This window comes from Escherichia sp. HH091_1A (genome assembly GCF_030295175.1).
GTDB classification, from domain to species: domain Bacteria; phylum Pseudomonadota; class Gammaproteobacteria; order Enterobacterales; family Enterobacteriaceae; genus Escherichia; species Escherichia coli_F.
Genome location: NZ_AP025747.1, coordinates 5390555 through 5409400, shown reverse-complemented (window position 1 = coordinate 5409400; position 18846 = coordinate 5390555). Strand labels below are relative to the sequence as shown.

25 protein-coding genes and 1 pseudogene are annotated in these 18846 nt (G+C 53.6%); 2 read left to right on the top strand and 24 right to left on the bottom strand.

Features of this window, described 5'->3' with window-relative positions:
- Positions 1 to 9: 9 nt before the first annotated feature.
- From QUF14_RS26910 to QUF14_RS26830, 17 genes are read right to left on the bottom strand one after another with little or no spacing between them, the layout of a single operon-like run.
- Complete coding sequence (locus tag QUF14_RS26910) at positions 10 to 708, bottom strand: phage minor tail protein L (protein WP_001355231.1); 699 nt, start codon at positions 706 to 708, stop codon at positions 10 to 12.
- Positions 708 to 1037, bottom strand: coding sequence for a phage tail protein (locus QUF14_RS26905; protein ID WP_000846686.1), 330 nt, complete (start codon positions 1035 to 1037; stop codon positions 708 to 710). Before QUF14_RS26905 ends, QUF14_RS26910 begins: the two co-directional genes overlap by 1 nt.
- Positions 1034 to 3544 (bottom strand): phage tail tape measure protein, encoded by a 2511-nt coding sequence (locus QUF14_RS26900; protein WP_286331882.1) that lies wholly within the window; start codon positions 3542 to 3544, stop codon positions 1034 to 1036. The genes QUF14_RS26905 and QUF14_RS26900 overlap by 4 nt, the downstream gene beginning before the upstream one ends.
- Entirely contained in the window at positions 3525 to 3938 is a 414-nt protein-coding gene (locus QUF14_RS26895; protein ID WP_074394174.1) for a phage tail assembly protein T, read from the bottom strand. The genes QUF14_RS26900 and QUF14_RS26895 overlap by 20 nt, the downstream gene beginning before the upstream one ends.
- 26 nt (positions 3939 to 3964) lie before the next feature.
- Complete coding sequence (gene gpG, locus QUF14_RS26890) at positions 3965 to 4396, bottom strand: phage tail assembly chaperone G (RefSeq protein WP_000479080.1); 432 nt, start codon at positions 4394 to 4396, stop codon at positions 3965 to 3967.
- Between the two features lie 13 nt (positions 4397 to 4409).
- Entirely contained in the window at positions 4410 to 5162 is a 753-nt protein-coding gene (locus QUF14_RS26885; RefSeq protein WP_100733826.1) for a phage tail protein, read from the bottom strand.
- Between the two features lie 7 nt (positions 5163 to 5169).
- The gene (locus QUF14_RS26880) at positions 5170 to 5565 is read right to left on the bottom strand and encodes a phage minor tail U family protein (protein WP_000683095.1); all 396 of its coding nucleotides are present in this window, start codon (positions 5563 to 5565) and stop codon (positions 5170 to 5172) included.
- Complete coding sequence (locus QUF14_RS26875) at positions 5562 to 6095, bottom strand: phage tail protein (protein ID WP_000974976.1); 534 nt, start codon at positions 6093 to 6095, stop codon at positions 5562 to 5564. Before QUF14_RS26875 ends, QUF14_RS26880 begins: the two co-directional genes overlap by 4 nt.
- A 15-nt stretch (positions 6096 to 6110) precedes the next feature.
- Positions 6111 to 6464, bottom strand: coding sequence for a head-tail joining protein (locus QUF14_RS26870; protein ID WP_000753002.1), 354 nt, complete (start codon positions 6462 to 6464; stop codon positions 6111 to 6113).
- Positions 6465 to 6475: 11 nt separating this feature from the next.
- Positions 6476 to 6874: a DNA-packaging protein FI gene (locus tag QUF14_RS26865; RefSeq protein WP_000158892.1), complete on the bottom strand. Its 399-nt coding sequence runs from the start codon at positions 6872 to 6874 to the stop codon at positions 6476 to 6478.
- A gap of 41 nt (positions 6875 to 6915) precedes the next feature.
- A complete protein-coding gene (locus QUF14_RS26860) occupies positions 6916 to 7941 on the bottom strand; it encodes a major capsid protein (protein ID WP_100733615.1) in 1026 nt (341 codons plus the stop codon).
- A 54-nt stretch (positions 7942 to 7995) separates the two neighbouring features.
- Positions 7996 to 8328 carry a head decoration protein gene (locus QUF14_RS26855; protein ID WP_001355467.1) on the bottom strand — a complete coding sequence of 111 codons (333 nt, stop codon included), beginning with the start codon at positions 8326 to 8328 and terminating at the stop codon, positions 7996 to 7998.
- Positions 8329 to 8337: 9 nt separating this feature from the next.
- Positions 8338 to 9657: a S49 family peptidase gene (locus tag QUF14_RS26850; RefSeq protein WP_000123223.1), complete on the bottom strand. Its 1320-nt coding sequence runs from the start codon at positions 9655 to 9657 to the stop codon at positions 8338 to 8340.
- A complete protein-coding gene (locus QUF14_RS26845; protein WP_064236932.1) occupies positions 9638 to 11239 on the bottom strand; it encodes a phage portal protein in 1602 nt (533 codons plus the stop codon). The genes QUF14_RS26850 and QUF14_RS26845 overlap by 20 nt, the downstream gene beginning before the upstream one ends.
- Positions 11236 to 11442 (bottom strand): phage head-tail joining protein, encoded by a 207-nt coding sequence (locus tag QUF14_RS26840; RefSeq protein ID WP_000198153.1) that lies wholly within the window; start codon positions 11440 to 11442, stop codon positions 11236 to 11238. The genes QUF14_RS26845 and QUF14_RS26840 overlap by 4 nt, the downstream gene beginning before the upstream one ends.
- Positions 11439 to 13364 (bottom strand): phage terminase large subunit family protein, encoded by a 1926-nt coding sequence (locus QUF14_RS26835; protein ID WP_001027382.1) that lies wholly within the window; start codon positions 13362 to 13364, stop codon positions 11439 to 11441. The genes QUF14_RS26840 and QUF14_RS26835 overlap by 4 nt, the downstream gene beginning before the upstream one ends.
- Positions 13339 to 13884 (bottom strand): DNA-packaging protein, encoded by a 546-nt coding sequence (locus QUF14_RS26830; RefSeq protein ID WP_000453574.1) that lies wholly within the window; start codon positions 13882 to 13884, stop codon positions 13339 to 13341. Before QUF14_RS26830 ends, QUF14_RS26835 begins: the two co-directional genes overlap by 26 nt.
- A 388-nt stretch (positions 13885 to 14272) precedes the next feature.
- Between QUF14_RS26830 and QUF14_RS26825 the strand changes: the two genes are divergently transcribed.
- Positions 14273 to 14485 (top strand): YlcI/YnfO family protein, encoded by a 213-nt coding sequence (locus tag QUF14_RS26825; RefSeq protein WP_000095729.1) that lies wholly within the window; start codon positions 14273 to 14275, stop codon positions 14483 to 14485.
- Between the two features lie 1035 nt (positions 14486 to 15520).
- Here QUF14_RS26825 and QUF14_RS26820 read toward each other — a convergent pair.
- The 5 genes from QUF14_RS26820 to QUF14_RS26800 all read right to left on the bottom strand — a co-directional run bounded on the left by QUF14_RS26820 (position 15521) and on the right by QUF14_RS26800 (position 17248).
- A complete protein-coding gene (locus QUF14_RS26820; RefSeq protein ID WP_000735650.1) occupies positions 15521 to 15745 on the bottom strand; it encodes a hypothetical protein in 225 nt (74 codons plus the stop codon).
- A 23-nt stretch (positions 15746 to 15768) separates the two neighbouring features.
- Complete coding sequence (locus QUF14_RS29125) at positions 15769 to 16236, bottom strand: lysis protein (protein WP_001082614.1); 468 nt, start codon at positions 16234 to 16236, stop codon at positions 15769 to 15771.
- On the bottom strand, positions 16233 to 16364 hold the full coding sequence (locus QUF14_RS26810) for a hypothetical protein (protein ID WP_420056221.1): 132 nt from the start codon (positions 16362 to 16364) through the stop codon (positions 16233 to 16235). The genes QUF14_RS29125 and QUF14_RS26810 overlap by 4 nt, the downstream gene beginning before the upstream one ends.
- Positions 16365 to 16376: 12 nt before the next feature.
- Positions 16377 to 16559: a hypothetical protein gene (locus QUF14_RS26805; RefSeq protein WP_052834940.1), complete on the bottom strand. Its 183-nt coding sequence runs from the start codon at positions 16557 to 16559 to the stop codon at positions 16377 to 16379.
- A 155-nt stretch (positions 16560 to 16714) separates the two neighbouring features.
- The gene (locus QUF14_RS26800; protein WP_001092885.1) at positions 16715 to 17248 is read right to left on the bottom strand and encodes a lysozyme; all 534 of its coding nucleotides are present in this window, start codon (positions 17246 to 17248) and stop codon (positions 16715 to 16717) included.
- Positions 17249 to 17334: 86 nt separating this feature from the next.
- On the opposite strand from QUF14_RS26800, the gene QUF14_RS26795 reads away from it, so the two are divergent.
- On the top strand, positions 17335 to 17691 hold the full coding sequence (locus QUF14_RS26795) for a hypothetical protein (RefSeq protein WP_000818213.1): 357 nt from the start codon (positions 17335 to 17337) through the stop codon (positions 17689 to 17691).
- 9 nt (positions 17692 to 17700) lie between these two features.
- On the opposite strand, the pseudogene QUF14_RS26790 reads toward QUF14_RS26795, so the two are convergent.
- Both QUF14_RS26790 and QUF14_RS26785 read right to left on the bottom strand, forming a co-directional pair.
- Positions 17701 to 18341: pseudogene (locus tag QUF14_RS26790) on the bottom strand (hypothetical protein).
- 3 nt (positions 18342 to 18344) lie between these two features.
- Positions 18345 to 18560 carry a class II holin family protein gene (locus QUF14_RS26785; protein ID WP_000284518.1) on the bottom strand — a complete coding sequence of 72 codons (216 nt, stop codon included), beginning with the start codon at positions 18558 to 18560 and terminating at the stop codon, positions 18345 to 18347.
- Between the last annotated feature and the right edge of the window lie 286 nt (positions 18561 to 18846).

The window sequence follows — 18846 nt, the reverse complement described above, 5'->3', positions numbered from 1 at the left end:
AAATGGGATTTACTGCGAAAGTTTATTAATGGAAAGGAAACCGCCAAAATTAGCGACCATGCCGCGCATCTCACACCCGCGCATGCACTTGCTGCATTTGTCCTTACGGATATCTGTGGTGGGTTTATCGAACTCATCCGCCACTGCCGGACCGTTATACCCGCATTCATCTCCCCGGTAATCCCACATACAGGTATTCGCCAGCATAATGCGACCGGGAAACAACGCCCCGTCCGTCTCGGTCGGAGTGGCCAGCACAAACGAGGCCGTCATGGCCGTCAGCTCTGACATCTGCTCCACCACCCAGCGGTCGCTCAGCTCCTGCTCCGGGTCCGCCTCCGGATTGCCCGCAACGAAATTCACCGCATCCAGAAAACGCGCATACACCCGGCGGCGGACCACCGTTGCCCCCACCAGACTCTGCAGGTCCTCCGCCATCCCGGTGACAAGGCCAAACAGATTGGACACCGTCAGCGACGGTCTGGCACTGCTGCCCTTCCCGTTCATCTCAAAGCCGCTGCCGTCAATCGGGTATGCCTGATATTCCCGCCCCTGCCAGGTCACCGGCTCCCCTTTTTCATTCAGCTCATTGCAGAAAAAATACCGCTCACCGCCCTGCACCGTCAGGTCGATTTCCCAGAGTACCACCCGCGGTGACTGCTCTGATTTAACCGACTCGTTAAGACTTTCTTCGTGGATATCCTGCATCAGTTCACCACCTGCTTAAACTCCGCGCTGAACTCAACGCGCAACATCCCGACCCGCGCAGACCACCCGGCACAGGTCACCTTTATCTGCCGGTATGCATAAGGCGGTGTCCACAGAAACGCCTTCCAGCCACCGTGCTCTGCCAGGAACGCCTCCAGATGCCGGGCCTCCTCCCGGGTCACGGAAAGCATCACCCTGTATGTTTTCAGGTCAGCATTCAGTCCCGCCGCCATGCGCTGCGAATACCCGTCACCAAAACGCACTTCACGCACCGATGACTGCGAGTTCACCTCCATATCCGGCTTCACTTTCCAGTGAAATGTTTTCATCGCCCGCTCCCTGATAACATACCGCCATCACGTAACTGCAGCCGGAGCTCATCCTGCGCCCCCTTACGGGCCATGTCATACACCGCTTTCATCAGCTGCGGCCCCGCCTGTCCGTTGATACCGTCGTTCTGAATCACCACGTGATTGTTCTGATTAAAATTAATGCCTTCCACCCGCCGCATCTGCGCCGGACTTCCGGCACCACCCACATAACCACCTTCCGCATAGCCATGCATCAGGCGGTACAGGTTGCCGACGCCAATCCGGCTGGTCGCCTCCTTCGTGAAGACAAACTCCCCGCGGTGAACAATCCCCGCAGGCTCGTATTTGCCGCCAGTACCTGTAAAACCACCACCGGCAAACCCAATGGCACTACCGATACTCCCGACAATCCCCACCATTGCCTGCTTAAGCAGAATTTCTGTCATCATGGACAGCACGGAGCGGGTGAAGCTGCGCCAGTTCTGTTCACTGCCGGTCAGCATCGCCGCCATATTCTGCGCAATACCATCAAAGGTCTGCGTGGCCGCGCTTTTAACCTGCGAAAAACTGTCCATGGCACTTTCCGCCCACTCACCCCAGCCGGATTTCAGCCCGACCATCCAGCTTCCACGAAGCTGCTCCTCCGCAGACCAGGTGTTCTTCAGTGCAGATGTGGCCTTCGCCAGCGCATCCGGATTATCACCGTACACGTCACGAAGGCGCTGCTCTTCCGACTCCCGCTGCGCCTGACGGTCGGTGAGGCCGCGGGCTTTTGCGCTGATGGCGGCCTGCTTCGCGCTCTGCTGCTGTTCAAACCGCGCCGCCTGCTGTGCCAGCTCATTCAGCCGTTTCTGGTGTTCAACCTTGTCGCCCAGGTCAGCCAGCTGGCGTTTGTACTCCAGCGTCTCTTTCTCATGGGCCAGCAGCGATTTTTCCTGCCCGGATAACTGCCGTTTCGTGGCGGCCTCTTTCAGGACCGCATACTGATTTTCCGCTTTCCATAAATCACGGCGCTGCTGGCTGATTTTCTCATTCGCACCGGCATGCTTCTCCAGCGTCCTGAGCTCAGTTTCAAGCGCCAGCATGGCTGCATGCGCCCGGTCTTCCTGACGCTCCCCGGCTGACACTTTGACACCTGACGACTTCGGTTTTTTCAGCGTCGATTCATAATCCTTTTTCGCCGCCGCCATCAGCGTGTTGTAATCCGCCTGCAGGATTTTCCCGTCTTTCAGGGCATTATTCAGCTCTTCCTGCCGGTCAGTATATTTCTCCAGTGGCGTCAGCAGGCGCTCATACGCCTTCTGCGCCTCTCCGGTATACTTCAGCTGTGACGCCTCACGCTCAGCCCGGTCCCTTGCCACCAGTTCACCGGCTTTTTCCATATCCGACTGCAGCGTGGCTGCCGCCAGCCCCAGACGGGCATTTTCACGGTCATCCCATGCACCCTGAAGGTTGGCACGGAAAGAGGAGGTCTTTCCCCGGCGCTGACTCCGGCTCTGGTACCACTGCCATTTTTTATCCGCCTCATCAAATGCCTTCTGCGCACTGGCGAGCATATCCGCTGAGGATTCAGGACGACCGATATCCAGGATGGCATCCCACATCAATTTGAATGCCTTCCCGGTTTTATCCGCCCAGGTTTCCAGCGTCCCCATGTTTTCTTTCAGGCGACGGGTCTGCTCATCAAAGCCTTTTGTGGCGATATCGTTCGCCGCCTGTAAGGCCCCTGCCTCATCACCCGAACGCTGCAGCTGCGCAACATACGCAATCTGCTCTGCCGTCACGTTACGGAACTGGCGCGCCATAGCCATCAGTCCCGACGTCGGGTCGGTGGTCAGCTTTCCAAAAGCCTCTGCAACCTTGTCCACTTCCACACCGGATACAGAAGCAAAACGCGCCACACTCTGGTTGATGGCATCAAACTGTTCACCACCACGCACACCGGCATTCACCAGGGCTGCCAGTGACTCACTCGCCTGGTTAAACGTCAGCCCTGCTGCCTGTCCGGCTCTGGAGAGCGTCAGCATGCGATCGGCAGTCAGTCCGGACTGATTACCGGAAAGAACCAGGGTTTTATTAAACGCTGAAAGCGTGGAATCCCCCTGGTACCAGGCATACGCCAGCGCACCTGTCGCCACCGCCAGCGAGGTGACCCCGACCATCGGCAGGGTGATCGCACCGGCAAGCCCCCTGAACATGGGGAGCATCCCGCCGAAGGCGTCCTTCACCTGACCGCCCTGTTGCAGCAGAATAAGCCAGGGATTCTGACCACCGGCAAGCTGCGTGGCGATATCCGTAAACTGTGCAGGCAGGGTACGCATGGCCGCTTTATACTGCCCGACGGAAATCCCGGCTTTTTGTGCAGCCAGCGCCTGACGGCTCAGGCCCTGTTCAACAGCACTGGCGGTTTTTCTGGCGTCGGTATCCAGTCCTGAAAAATGACGCCTTACCCGGCTTATCTGCTCATCGAAACGGACCGCATCCAGACTCAGGTCAATAACAAGATCACCAACCGGCTGGGACATATCTCACACCTCCAGGAATCTCCGCTGAAGCCATCATTAATGCGACATCATCCTCACTGACATCCACCACATCCGCAGAAGGTGAAATATCGCCCCCTCCTTCCCCACCAAACCGGATGCCTCCGGCAAGTCCTGCCGCTTTCTGCATCAGCATTTTTTCCTCATCCGCCATCTCCGTCTGCTCTTCCTCACGCCGGGGGGCAAGCAGACTGAAGTCCGAGGGATACATATCCGGATCGCAAAAAAACAGGCTGAGTACGGTGTACGTCAGCCCGGAAAAATGCATATCCAGTTGGGTATCGTGAAAATAATGCGTGCGGTAAAAATGTCGCCAGTCGGCATATTCGGTGGATGTCATCCCGGCAAGCATGGCGCGCCAGTCAGGCCTCCCCATCTCACGCGCCAGTCTGAGGGCAAAATTCAGCTCGCCGTCGAAGACTTTCCCGCAGAAAAATCATCATCAGTAAGCGCATTATTTTTCGCCACTTCGGTGATATCCGTATCCACATGAACAGGCTCACTCATCCCGGACAGACGCAACACCACGTCTTCCGCCCGGGCAATGGCATCAGCAGGCCAGGTGGTCAGGACTTCCTGCTCAATCTGCATCACAGCCTCATTCATTGACGGTGACTCCGTTTTCTGCGGATGGTTATGCCACAGGGACATCGCCACCAGAAACGCCCCGGTTCTGACAATGTCTTCCACGCTCACCTGCAGGTTGCCGCTGGCTTCAGACTCTTCTGCCCGCCGTTTCAGGAGGGCAAGATGCTCGATACGCTGCAGCGCAGACAGTTCAGAAAGCGTGACGGACACACCGTTATATTCAAATTGTTCTGTTTTCAGAAACATGTATAACCTCCGTTTACCCTGCAGCGCCCGCTTCAGTAACGGTGACTTCAGCTACCGTGGCAAACTGACCATTACCGGAAATCACGGGGATACTCACTTTTCCAGCCTTAACCCCCGTCACAGTGATCACCATATCTTTCACAGCAATGGTTCCCGTTGACGGATCGGCGGAAACCGCTCTGAACGTCTTGTCGGTTGCACTTTCCGGCTCAAAAGAAACAGTCAGGGTGGTTGCTTTCCCTTTTTCCACGGTACCGGATGTCGGCGTCACCTTAATTGCAGTGACCGGCGTAATTTCGCTGCGTTCTTCCGCCACGGAGGGTTTGCCCACGTTGGTAACTTTCACTGTTCGGGTGATCACTTCTTTCGCCGTCACGGCCTTACCGATACTGCTGACCCAGCCACGAAACACATCCACCGTGCCATTCGAAAAACGGATTTTATAGGCCCGGACATCGCCGCTTTCAAACCAGCCTATAAGCCCTTTCTGGCCTTCCTCTCCCGGTTTCCAGGCCAGCGTAAAACTGGTATCACCCGCAGATTTCTGTCCCTGCCCGGTCGCGGTCCAGTCCGCGTCTTCATCATCCAGGTAGTTATCATCGTAGGATTCTGCCGTCATCTCGCCGGGTGTCAGATCCTTCACCTTAGCCAGTCGCTGCCAGTCATCGTCTGACAACGGGTTTGCATAAGCATCACCCGTGCCGGTGTAAACCCACAGTGTGGTACCGGCACCTTTTACCGGCGCCAGGGGATTTGGTGTTGCCATATCGTCCTCACATCTCGTATGTAATGGAATAAGTCAGATCTGCAGAACTCCACAATGCCATATCGTCATCACGACGATAGTCATAGCCCTGCGTAACCATCGTGGTAATCATGCCTGCCAGTGCAGGGATCGCCGCCATCGCCGGGTAAATCCGGCTTTCCATCCACTGATCAAGCTCTGAATCCGGTACCTGTGCCGGTAAAAACACCTCAATATGCAGTGTGGCCCGCCAGGTATCTGCATCCAGCTCTTCACCGGTATACTCTGCATCCGTCAGATAAACCGCGACCGCGGGAAAATCCTCTTCGTCAAAAACAACGGGGCGACCATCAAACAGCGTCGCCCCGTGTTCATGCTGCTCCAGTGCATCCAGCACTGCCCCGCGGATATCAGTATGTTTCATCGTTTTATCGCAATCCTCAGTTGTTGTTTCAGCGCGTATGCCAGTTCTTCTGGCAGGCGTTCACGCCGGATACGGTCAACGTTCTCATCAAACGCCTGTTTCAGCGGGGCCGCCATCGGGATTTTCACCACATCAATGGGGTAACGGTTTTTCCCGGCCACACGCTGCATGACATGCCAGCGACCGTTTTTTAATCGCTGGATAAATGCCCGCTGATACCGATGCTGACCAGCTTTAAGTATGCTGTTCGGACGACGGCCCAGCCTCCTGATCCCCAGCTTAATCACAGGAAGATCACCGCGGTTAACGATAATTTTTGCATTCGGATTTCTGACCGTCGCCCTTTTCAGCCTGGCCCTTTCCTTTACCAGTTTCCGGCGTACCTTTGTCTCACGGGCAACCTGTGACGCCGACTGATTTATTGCCGTTGTGGCCACACGGTTAATGGCCATTGCTGAAGCAGCAGGAATGGCGTTTTTACGAACCCGGCTCAGATTATCAATCGCCTGATCAAGCCCTTTTATCGCCATAATTTCACCCTGCGTTTATCGTCGCCGGTTAACTGCGGGTGGTTGCCCACGGTTGAGCCAGATATAACAGCTGCCCCCGTCATCCGGAGAAACACGATCCGCCCAGAACATCTCGCCGTTAATGGTCAGCGTGTCTCCACGCCGCAGTTGCCGCACATCATCAGTCCGGACAAACAGGGACGGGCTGGAGCCTTCAACGCGCACGCCCTGTCCGGCATAGCTGATATTTTCAGGGTCATCAAAAACACCACGTATCACAGCACCGGACTGCTCACCGGATGTCATGGTGGCTGACGTTCCCATGTACCCGCGTATCGTTTCATCGGCGCGGGCAATGGCAGCATCGAACAGGTTATCGAAATCAGCCACAGTGCCTCCCGTTATTGCATTCTGGCCAGGCCACGTTCTGTCATTTCGGCTGCCACACCGGCAGAGACACGAAACGCCGTTCCCGGCAGCACAAATGCCACAGGTTCATCCCGCGTGGCGTGAAGTGCATCGGTATGCAGCGTCACCAGTGCCACAACCGTGACCAGAGCAGCCGTATCCTGAATCACGGTATCCGGCTGCGCTGATACCACCTCATTTTCATGCCCGGTCAGCGCATTTTCCGGGCTGACAGACGTGTCCTGACCGGCTGCGTCATCCGTGTCATCAAGCTCCTCTTCCAGCTCTGCCACACGGAGCGCCAGTTCTTCTTTCGTCCCCGTCAGGCTGACATCACGGTTCAGTTGCTCACCCAGCGACCGGAGACGGGCAATCAGTTCATCTTTCGTCATGGACTCCTCCACAGAGAGAAAATGGCCCCGAAGGGCCATGATTACGCCAGTTGAACGGATACGAACTCATCAGGATCAGCCAGCAGCATCAGCGGTGCTGACTGAATCATGGTGAACTCTCGCGCCGGATCGCCGGATGTCTTCCAGTTTTTCGGATAACGGGGAGACGCATTAATACCCTCACTCAATGCATCCGCATCCTGAATACAGCCATAGGTGCGCAGACCGCGTGCATGAGTGTTACCCAGCACCATCGTGTTGTCCGGCAGGAAGTTCTTTTTGACGCCGTTTTCCACGTACTGTCCGGAATACACGACGATGGCCACATCGCCATACATTCCCTTATAAGACACCGCTTTGCCCAGGTCTTTTACCGCTGTCTCCAGTTCGGAATGAGAGCCGCGACGGGTATCCAGCTTCTCCCTGACGGCTTTGAAGGAACGGAACTGCGCCCAGCCTTTCGGATCAAACACGATGATATTCACCACACCGCTGGCGTTCAGCGCGTAGGCTTCGATATCGTCGGTCGGGTCATATGTGGACTTGTCACGCTTGCTCCACTCCGTGCCGCCGGACTGCGTGATGTTGTTCGCCGCACTGCGGCCCATATCCACCTCAACCGGATCGAAGGCTTCACCGGTCATGGTGTATTTGCCCTTGAGCACGGCAGAAACGGCCTGCATCTCTTCGACCTGAGCAATGGCCAGCTCTTCGTCTCGCATGTTCTGCATGATGATGCGACGGCGGCGGTAAGCCGGGTCCGCCAGATTCTGCGGATCTTCATCCGGCAGGCGACGCAGGGTCATCTGCGGATTCACCTCATGCTTGGGCTTGACATATCCCGGTGTAAATTCAGAGGTGGAGCCGCCACGGGAGCGGATAACCTCACCGGAAACAATCGGCGAAACGTACAGCGCCATGTTTACCAGTCCCGGAATTTGTGAGAGATAGACTTTCTCCGTGGTGAAGGGATAGCTCTCACGGAAAAAGAGACACAGAAACAGCGGATCAAACTTAAATTTCTGCTCATTTGCCGCCAGCAGTTGGGCGGTTGTGTACATCGACATAAAAAAATCCCGTAAAAAAGCCGCACAGGCGGCCTTTAGTGATGAAGGGTCAGGTTAAACGATGCTGATTGCCGTTCTGGCAAACGCGGTCCGTTTTTTCGTCTCGTCGCTGGCAGCCTCCGGCCAGAGCACATCCTCATAACGGAACGTGCCGGACTTGTAGAACGTCAGTGTGGTGCTGGTCTGGTCAGCAGCAACCGCAAGAATGCCAACGGCAGCACCGTCGGTGGTGCCATCCCACGCAACCAGTTTACGGGTGGAGGTGTCCAGCATCAGCGGGGTCATTGCAGGCGCTTTCGCACTCAATCCGCCGGGCGCGGTTGCGGTATGAGCCGGGTCACTGTTGCCCAGCGGCTGGTAATGGGTAAAGGTTTCTTTGCTCGTCATAAACATCCCTTACACTGGTGTGTTCAGCAAATCGTTAACGGCATCAGATGCCGGGTTACCTGCAGCCAGCGGTGCCGGTGCCCCCTGCATCAGACGATCCAGCGCAGTGTCACTGCGCGCCTGTGCACTCTGTGGTGCTGCGGCCAGAATGCGGCGGGCCGTTTCCACGGTCATACCGGGGGTTTCTGCCAGCACGCGAGCCTGTTCTTCGCGTCCGTGAGCCTCCTCACAGTTGAGGATCCCCATAATGCGGCTGTTTTCTGCCGCAACCGCTGCGGTGATCTGCGCGTTCACGTCCGGCTGCGCCGCGCTGGCGTTCTCGCCCTCCTTCGCTGGCTCCACGCTGGTGATGTCAGCCTGCGAAGCAGTGGCTGAAACAGTTGTTGATTGAGTCTCTTTGGTCATTCGCCCTCCTGAGAGACGGGATTTACGTGCATCCAGTGCATCACGCATGACGGTGATCGCATCGGTGCTGTTAACAAGTTCATCAGCCAGTCCGGCATCAATGGCCTCCTGACCGCTGTACACTGCAGCCTCGGTATCCAGCACAGCCTGCACGGACAGGCCGGTATATGCCGACACCTTCTGTGCAAACATCCGGCGGGTTGCATCCATCCGGGACTGCAGTGTTTCCCGGACATCATCCGGTAGATGGCTGTAGGGGTTGCCATCCACCTTATGGCTGCCGCTGTAAATCAGCGTGATTTCCACGCCCTGTTTCTCCAGCGCAGCGCCGTAATTACTGTGAGCCATCATGACGCCGATGGAGCCTGTCCGGGCGGTCTGCGTGACCAGACGTCGGGAGGCGGCGCTGGCAAGCAACTGACCTGCACTGCAGTTCATGTCGTTGGCCAGCGCCCATACCGGCTTTATGTCACGCACACGGGCGATGATGTCAGCGCAGTCAAATGCCCCTGCCACCATCCCGCCTGGCGTATCCATATCGAGCAGAATGCCGGCCACCATCGGGTCGCTGGCAGCCTGTTGCAGACGGGCGATAATGCCGTTGTAACCGGTCATCCCCGAATACGGCTGCAGCGCCCGCGTCCGGCTGACCAGCGTGCCGGACACCGGCAGCACGGCGATGCCGTTCATGACCTGATAACTGCGGGCCTGTCGTGGTCCGTCATCATCACCGGATAACGCCAGCGTCGCGGGTGCCTCTCCGGCAGCCAGGCTGTCACCGGACACCGCATCCGTCAGGCGGCTGATCCCAAGCTGGCCAGCAAGCGCACAAAAGAAAACCCGCGCATAGGCGGGTTCAAGCATCAGCGGCTCATTAAAGGCCATGCTGGCAATATGCGGGAGATTACGCAGCTCTGCTGTCACTCTTCTCCTCCTCTGTTGATTGTCGCAGCCCGGATTCAAATGCCGCAGCCGCCCAGGCGGGCGGTTTAAGACCAGCTGCGCGGCGCTCCATCGTTTCACGGACCTGCTGGGCAAAAATTTCCTGATAGTCATCGCCGCGTTTTGCACACTCTTTCTCGTAGGTACTCAGCCCGGCTTCTATCAGCATCACCGCTTCCTGAACTTCTTTCAGACCATCGATGGCCATACGACCGGAGCCTATCCAGTCGCAGTTCCCCCAGGCACTGCGGGCTTCCTGAAAACTGAAGCGCGCTTTTGAAGGTAACGTCACCACGCGGCGAACAATGGCCTCTTCCAGCCAGCACAGAAACATCTGGCTCGCCTGACGGGATGCGACGAATTTTCGCCGCCCCATAAAGTACGCCCACGACTCGTTCGCACTGGCCCGTGCCGTGGAGTAGCTCATCTGGGCGTAATTCCGGGAAAGCTGCTCATACGAGACACCCAGCCCGGCAGCGATATACCGCAACAGTGACTGCTCAAACACGGAGTAGCCGTTATCCGTGTCCTGAGCCGTCTGCAGGTTCAGTGAGTCCCCCGGCATCAGGTGCGGCACTTTTGCGCCTCCCAGACGGACCGGTGCTGCGGCGTAATACGCGGCAATTTCACCAATCCAGCCGGTCAGCCTTTCCCGCTGCTCCTGACTGTTCGCGCCCAGAATAAAATCCATCGCTGACTGCGTATCCAGCTCACTCTCAATGGTGGCGGCATACATCGCCTTCACAATGGCGCTCTGCAACTGCGTGTTCTGCAGCGTGTCGAGCATCTTCATCTGCTCCATCACGCTGTAAAACACATTTGCACCGCGGGTCTGCCCGTCCTCCACGGGTTCAAAGACGTGAATGAACGAGGCACGACCGCCGGGTAACTCACGGGGTATCCATGTCCATTTCTGCGGCATCCAGCCAGGATAGCCGTCCTCGCTGACGTAATATCCCAGCGCCGCACCGCTGTCATTAATCTGCACACCGGCACGGCAGTTCCGGCTGTCGCCGGTATTGTTCGGGTTGCTGATACGCTTCGGGCTGACCATCCGGAACTGTGTCCGGAAAAGCCGCGACGAACTGGTATCCCAGGTGGCCTGAACGAACAGCTCACCGTTAAAGGCATGCATGGCCACACCTTCACGAATCATCATGGTAAACGTGCGTTTTCGCTCAACGTCAATGCAGCAGCAGTCATCTTCGGCGAACTCTTTCCATGCCGCTTCAACCTCGCGGGAAAAGGCACGGGCTTCTTCCTCCCCGATGCCCAGATAGCGCCAGCTTGGGCGATGACTGAGCCGGAAAAAAGACCCGACGATATGATCCTGATGCAGCTGGATGGCGTTGGCGGCATAGCCGTTATTGCGTACCAGATCGTCTGCGCGGGCATTGCCACGGGTAAAGTTGGGCAGCAGGGCTGCATCCACACTTTCACCCGGTGGGTTCCACGCCCGCAACTGCCCACAAAATCCGCTGCCACCGCCGTGATAACCGGCATATTCGCGCAGCGATGTCATGCCGTCCGGCCCCAGAAGGGTGGGAATGGTGGGCGTTTTCATACATAAAATCCTGCAGGTCCCCTGCGTCGCTGTGTCATGCCGGTCTGCACTTCCAGCTCTGCAATATATTTTTTCAGGTCAGACACGGAAGTGGTCGTAAACTCCACCCTTCGTCCGTCTTTCTGTACTGTTGCCACCCGTTTTCCTGTCATCAGGTCATGCAGTGCCGCACGGGCAGCGGCAAGTTCTTCCTGTCGCGTCATTCATCCTCTCCGGATAAGGCACGGGCGTAATCTGCCAGTGTTTTCTTGTTGGTTGCTGCACCATCCTCTTCCTGCAGGCTCGCCAGCAGCGCACTGAGATCCAGCTGCCAGCGGGAAATACTGATGCGCAGCGCCGCCAGCGCATAAACGAAGCAGTCGAGTGCCTCATTGCGTCGCTTTTTGCTGTCCCACAGTATTTTTTTCCTGCCATCCACCCATTTTTCGACCTGCTCTTCAGCAGTCAGCTGCTGCGCTTCGGTCAGATCAAAAATATCCGGGTTATTCGGGAAGTGAACGGCACCGGGAAGCGGTTCATCCCCTTCCGGCGTCAGTGTGAAGCGGTTATAAATCTGCTCTTTCGCGGTATCCGTACCGATTTCGGTAAGGTAAACCCCGTTTTTGTTTCGCTTACGTGGCATGCTGGCCACAGGCTTACCGTAGACGGATGCCCCTTTAATGGGGATCACCCGGAACAGCCCATGCTTTTTCGAGCGTTCATACACAATGGTCGGGTCAATGCCCCCAATATCCCAGCAGATACGGGATACCGACATTTCTGCACCATTCCGGCGGGTATAGGTTTTATTGATGGCCTCATCCACACGCAGCAGCGTCTGTTCATCGTCGTGGCGGCCCATAATAATCTGCCGGTCAATCAGCCAGCTTTCCTCACCTGGCCCCCATCCCCATACGCGCATTTCGTAGCGGTCCAGCTGGGAGTCGATACCGGCGGTCAGGTAAGCCACACGGTCAGGAACGGGCGCTGAATAATGCTCTTTCCGCTCTGCCATCACTTCAGCATCCGGACGTTCGCCGATTTTCGCTTCCCACGTCTCACCGAGCGTGGTGTTCACGAAGGTTTTACGTTTTCCCGTATCCCCTTTCGTTTTCATCCAGTCTTTGACAATCTGCACCCAGGTGGTGAACGGACTGTACGCCGTCCAGATGTGAAAGGTCACACTGTCCGGCGGCTCAATCTCTTCACCGGATGACGAAAACCAGAGAATGCCATCACGGGTCCAGATCCCGGTCTTTTCGCAGATATAACGGGCATCAGTGAAGTCCAGCTCCTGCTGGCGGATGACGCAGGCATTATGTTCGCAGAGATAAAACACGCTGGAGGGATCATCCGGCGTCCATTTGAGGCCAAACGGCGTCTCTTTATCGCCAAATTTAAGGTACTGCTCCTCCCCGCAGTGCGGGCAGGCAACATGAAAACGCATAAAATGCGGGGATTCACTGGCTGCACGCTCAATCTGACAGGTGCCTCTCACTTTGGGCGTGGAGCCACGGATGGACTTTGGCCAGACCGAGCCTTCAATACGCTTGTCACCCAGGAACGTCGGAGAGCCTTCCTGTTCAATATCATCATCAAAGGCAGCAAGTTCATCATAACCCGCCACATCCACTGACTTTTCACGGTAGTTTTTTGCCGCTTTACCGCCCAGGCACCAGAAACCACGCCCATTGGTGAAACGCTTCATGGTGAGCGTGTTATCCCGGTGCTTTTTGCCATACCACGGGGCCAGCGCCAGCAGCGACGGAATATCGCGGATGGTCGGCTCAACGTGGGTTTTCATAAAGTTCTCGGCATCACCATCCGTCGGCAACCAGATAAGGGTGTTGCGCTGCTTATGCTCTATGAAGTAGGCATAAACACCCAGCAGCATTTTGGAATAACCGACACGGGCAGACTTCACCACATTCACCTCACGGATGTAGTCGCTGCCCATCGCATTCATGATGGCCCGCTGAAAGGGCAGTGTTTCCCAGCGCCCTTCCTGGTATGCGGATTCTTTCGGGAGATAGTAATTGGTATCCGCCCATTCAACGGCGGTCTGTGGCTCCGGCCTGAACAGTGAGCGAAGCCCGGCGCGGACAAAATGCCGCAGCCTGTTAACCTGACTGTTCGATATATTCACTCAGCAACCCCGGTATCAGTTCATCCAGCGCAGCTGCTTTGTTCATGGCTTTGATGATATCCCGTTTCAGGAAATCAACATGTCGGTTTTCCAGTTCCGGAAAACGCCGCTGCAACGACAGGGGGATCCCGTCGAGAATACTGGCAATTTCACCTGCGATCCGCGACAGCACGAAAGTACAGAATGCGGTTTCCACCACTTCAGCGGAGTCTCTGGCATTCTTCAGTTCCTGTGCGTCGGCCTGCGCACGCGTAAGTCGATGGCGTTCGTACTCAATAGTCCCTGGCTGGAGATCTGCCTCGCTGGCCTGCCGCAGTTCTTCAACCTCCCGGCGCAGCTTTTCGTTCTCAATTTCAGCATCCCTTTCGGCATACCATTTTATAACGGCGGCAGAGTCATAAAGCACCTCATTACCCTTGCCACCGCCTCGCAGAACGGGCATTCCCTGTTCCTGCCAGTTCTGAATGGTACGGATACTCGCACCGAAAATGTCAGCCAGCTGCTTTTTGTTGACTTCCATTGTTCATTCCACGGCCAAAAACAGAGAAAGGAAACGACAGAGGCCCAAAAGCTCGTTTTCAGCACCTGTCGTTTCCTTTCTTTTCAGGGGGTATTTTAAATAAAAACATTAAGTTACGACGAAGAAGAACGGAAATGCCTTAAACCGGAAAATTTTCATAAATAGCGAAAACCCGCGAGGTCGCCGCCCCGTAACAGGCCGGATCGCCAGAAAGGACCCTAAAATGATAATAATTATCAATTAAATAAAAGTTATCTCAACCGACAAGTTCACCATGAAAGAGGACAAATAATGAGTTCGGTCTCAATGCATTAATTGATCTGCATCAAATTTAAGTAAAAACATCTTTGGACAATACAGAACACTGCCGTGAATATGGAAAAAGACAATGTCATCGAAGAACAAAACCAGCAAAACAACAACCCGTAACATCCGTTTTCCCAATCACATGATTGAGCAGATCAATATCGCCCTTGAGCATAAAGGCTCCGGCAACTTTTCGGCATGGGTTATTGAAGCCTGTCGCCGGAGGCTGGCAGCAGACATAAAATGTGCCCGTCAGTTAACTGTAACAAAGAATGATACACCGTCTGCTCTGTGATAACTGTTCATATAACCATTTCTTTATATTGCTGAATTTACAAAAAGTCGCAGTTATTAGTCGTATTTATTCCGAATTGAAATCATCCGTCATATAAAATAAAAAAGAATAACAATAATAATCTTCTACCCTTATCAGTACCTTTACTGCTGTGCTCCAACACAGCAGTTTTTTTGATTATGCTCACATATTTTTCATCCCCACCGCACTGCACATTATAACTGTTGCTTTTCAATTCAGGCTTTGTGCAGGTATGTCTGAATCTCCTCCGGGAGAGGTCTTCATCGTTATCAGCCCCAAAACACACCAGCGACACTGACAAAGAGCCTGCGAGTGCAGTTGCCCCGTTTTCATTTTATGATGTATTCACCCAGTCAAATAATGAGCAAATTCAATCCATGTCAGACGGCAGAGAATCATAAAATTTAACCATCGTGCTTACATAAACAATCCGATAAAGACTTAACATACTTAAAATCGCATATTGCATAAGAATAAATAATAAGTCATCAAAAAACATCGGGCAAAACTACCGCAACTCCAGTTAAAAAGACAATATATTAATCCAGCGACCTCATTTATTATTCAGAAATGCTTAATAATAAGATATTTCCTGTTATTCCTTTATGGAGATCGGGTAACTGCTCCATGCCAGTCTTGTTGAATGGCTCAAAAAATAAGAGAATAATTCATAACATATATTGTAATTCAGGCTCGGTTATTTCGAATTGAATACTTGCATTAAAATCTGATAAAAAATTCGTCATAACAACAACATTCTCTTCTGCATGTGCCATAACCTGCCGTAACAACCCGGCAGGTTTTTTTATTGAATAAATTTCCGGTTTCTTCCACCATCGCACCGGCCAGGCGACTATGAGGGGACAACGCCGCGCTCCGTTAACGCAGTAAACCCCGGTGTGTATCGTTTTTGATTATCCCCGCACACTCGCGCAGAGGAGTCTCCCTGTCGGGCTACGGTCTCTGTTAATACGGGAATACGGCGACAATACCGCGCATGGATAATAAGGTCGCTCAACACACTGGCTGTAATGCAGCCGATACCATGCGGCATTTAGCGGCATTCATCGTACACTCAACGGTTAGCTCTTCATTCGTGGCATTCACCTGAAAGATCCGGGAGTGTAATTGCGTACATTTACCACTGAACGAACCTTCAACAAGAACACGACCACGCTGCAAAATACGGAACAGAATTGTTCCCTGAAAAGGCTTTACGGTTACCAGTAATTTCTTCATGCATTCTCCGGATAACAAAAATACTAGTTAATACACTGAGTGCGGATATATTCCTGCGCCCCTTCCAGCTGCTTCTGCATCATCATCAACCGCTCTCTGAGAGTGAAATAATCCCGTTCAACTGTGTCTGCCAGTCGGGGGCCGGTTGCATTATCCACGCCGGAGGTGCCGGTGGCTTCACGCACGGTACCGGAGCAGGTGGCGTTGATCCGCAGGCGCTTACGACCAGCGGCAACATCAGCACGCAGAGTTTCATTTTCAGCTCTCGCATCGGCTAATTCCCTCGAGTATCTGGCATCAAGTGCAGCGACATCACGCTGGCGTATCTGCATATCAGTAATTGTCGCGTTCGCCAGCTCCAGCTCTCTGACTTTTTTATCGCGCTGCGCTTTGTAGGTGATGGCGTTATCGCGGTAATGATTCAGCCCCAGACCAAGCGCACCACAGGCTACCAGCAGGACAATAATCACCACACACAGAACACGGTTCATATCCCCCTCACCCCATCATCCCCGACGAAGACAACATCATCCAGCCTAAGAGCAACCAGCATTAGTGAAAATGAAATGCCGACGATTACACAGAGGATCTTCGCCAGCGTTATGAGCTTGTCTGACATGCTTAATCCTCTTCACGATTTCAACGCAATGACCAGTTTTGCCAGCCCATACAGCATCGGAGACACAGCAATACCGACCGCCACCCACTTAATAGCAAAAGCCAGCGCTCTGCTGATGTCATCAGTTACAGGCGCTTTCAGTTCAAGGCCGTTTTTCATAGTCAACCTCAACAGAATTCGTTTATACTTTTCCATGTTCTCCCTTGCCTTATCCAAGGTCAGAAACACAAAACCCCGCTTGCTGCCAACAAACGGGGTTTTACTTTTATTCACTTAGGTTTTGCCAGTTCGCAGGATTTCGTGTTATCCGTCCGCGTTGGTCAACGTCATTTTTCAGCAAAATATTCTGCTTATCTGTCGATTCCCCAGCACGCCAGCGCGCTCTCCTGGTCACGACGGGATATCTGACCGTAACAGTTGTTTGAGCGGATACGGCAGTCTCTGCCACCGTCCTTAATCCACCAGCGAATCGCTTCACACGCTCCCCTGCGATCGCCTGCATTAATTCGTTTATAAAACGTCGACGGGAAACACTTACCGGGGCCAATGTTATACGGGCAGAATGACGCGATCCCCGCTTTCTGGGGTTCAGTCAGTGGCACTTTGATGTTTTTCGCCACCCATGCCAGCGCCTTATCACGTTCAATGGCGTTAACCCGGTCGCATTTTTCCTTTGACAGCTTCATGCCAGGAATAACAGGCTTACCATCCACCCGGGTGGCTCCACGGCAGATGGTCCAGATCCCCGCACCATCACGGTATGCCGTGGTGTGGTTACCTTCCTTTTCATCCAGAAACTGGTCGAGGATTTCAGGCGCAGGCGCACCTGCGGCAATCAGCGCCAGAACGGCAGCCGACAGACCGTATTTGATTTTGGTGTTCATGGATATTTATCAGGATTTATCGGTTCCGAATCCCTGGATATGTTAAGTCTTCAGCCCGCCAGTGGTGGGCACTGGTGTTTTACCTGATGGCTGAAATATATCTGACAATTCCCGTCGAGGATTTAGCAATGTATAACGATGAACATAAATATACCGCCTGCATGCAGGCCATGAATGAACAATTTAAATCAGCATTCCTTAAACTCATTCAGCAAAACCACAAAGCAGTAAAATCCATTCAGGCTGAGCCGTATGGACACCTCACACCACCAACTCTCGACATTATGTCCAGAATATTAACACCAGCCATGCTTCTACGTCTGAAAGACAATATAAATGACTGGTTAAACGAAGAATTAAACTACCTTGAATGTGAGTGGGATCATCATTACGCCAAATCACAAAAAGAACGCATCTTCCGTCGATTATCCGGCAACAGATAACGAGCCAGCTTATATACGTCCTTTAAGATAAGTCAGTCCTGGATGAAACCAGTAAGCAGGCACTTTTTTAAAGGGTGGATTATCAAAATCACGAAGAAGAGCCTCCCGCACAACTGCATCCTTGTCCGCACCACTGGCCAGCGCTTCAATCTCAGCAGCTACCTGCAGATATCCCATGCAACGACCAATGCGCTTCATTAGTCCCTGCTTTTTATTGTTCTTCAGGTAATCAATGGCAAATTCAATGAGCGCCTCACTGTGCTGGTGCGATGCTGGTGTTACTTTTCCATCTTCACGGATCGTGATATTCCAGTCATCGCTTGTCACAATAAAAGATGGCCGATTCCCCCCCCATGCCTGGTCTTTATCCGGTGCAGACGCAATAAAATAACGTTTATTGCCTTCCTCTCCGGCACTTTTAACTGTAATGGAGTACTTTTCTGACAATGCGGTCGGTAAAAACTTTTCCTGCAAAATCTTCTCAAAGGTCCTGCGAGCAATTTTGATGCAATCATCGTAAAACGCTGCTTCCTGCTCATCGCGGCGTTTTTTTCATCTTCAGAAACCATCAGCACCGACAGTTTTTTATTCAGTTCAGTGATTTCATTTTCCAGGCAACTTATGCGCTGATTCATTTCTTCATGGTTCATCGTCTACTCTCCCCGCGCCGCCTTACGCCGGTCCTCTCTGATTTTGAAATACAGGTTAGTCAGGTACGTCAGCAGGCCAAACAGCAGACTCCCCAGCACACCTATCGCCACCCACTGGGACGGAGAGACTTTGTCCAGCAGCTGCAGTAACCAGTATCCCGTCCCCACCGCTGACGTGGTGTATGACACACCTGTTGTGATTTTTTCCATCTGGTACATACCCCGTCTCCCGTTATCCGGAAACTGACAACAATAAAAAAGCCACCCGTTAATTACTGATGGCTCTGATGCATAAACGTCATCATTCCTGACCGTTATGATTGACAATGGTTATCATTTTTATATAAAAATACTCCCGATATGTGTTACATATCATTTCTCCACGGGGAATATCCCCACGCCAGCGTCAGACTCGTTTTCCCGTTCTCTTCTGTGCTGGCGTTTTTTTTATTATGATGTCGGTACATTTATCTCCAGCACCAGGCTTTCAATCTCAACACCATAC